Consider the following 247-nt stretch of genomic DNA (forward strand, 5'->3'; position numbering starts at 1 on the left):
ACCATTGTATCCGGTGCTTGCGCCAGTTTATTGTTCCCCTCCACCGGATACCAGAACAAATCTCCCGCGACAAATACATCCTCCCGGTCTGCAAATAACAGTTCTAAATTTTCTTTAATCGTCACGATCCAGCGAAATTGTTTGGTATTTTCTGCCATTGGTTGACCGTCACTTTCGGGGTAGATAATCTCTGTGGGAGCCTCGGGTTGCAATTCCCTTACCATTGGGCTTTTCCTCCGTTTAATCG

Annotated in this window: 1 pseudogene; it reads right to left on the bottom strand. The window is 46.6% G+C overall.

Features of this window, described 5'->3' with window-relative positions:
• Nucleotides 1-224: pseudogene (locus LKK83_RS00700) on the bottom strand (Uma2 family endonuclease); the annotation flags it as partial.
• Nucleotides 225-247 lie beyond the last annotated feature (23 nt).

Source organism: Phormidium sp. CCY1219 (genome assembly GCF_035615515.1).
Lineage (GTDB): Bacteria > Cyanobacteriota > Cyanobacteriia > Cyanobacteriales > Laspinemataceae > CCY1219.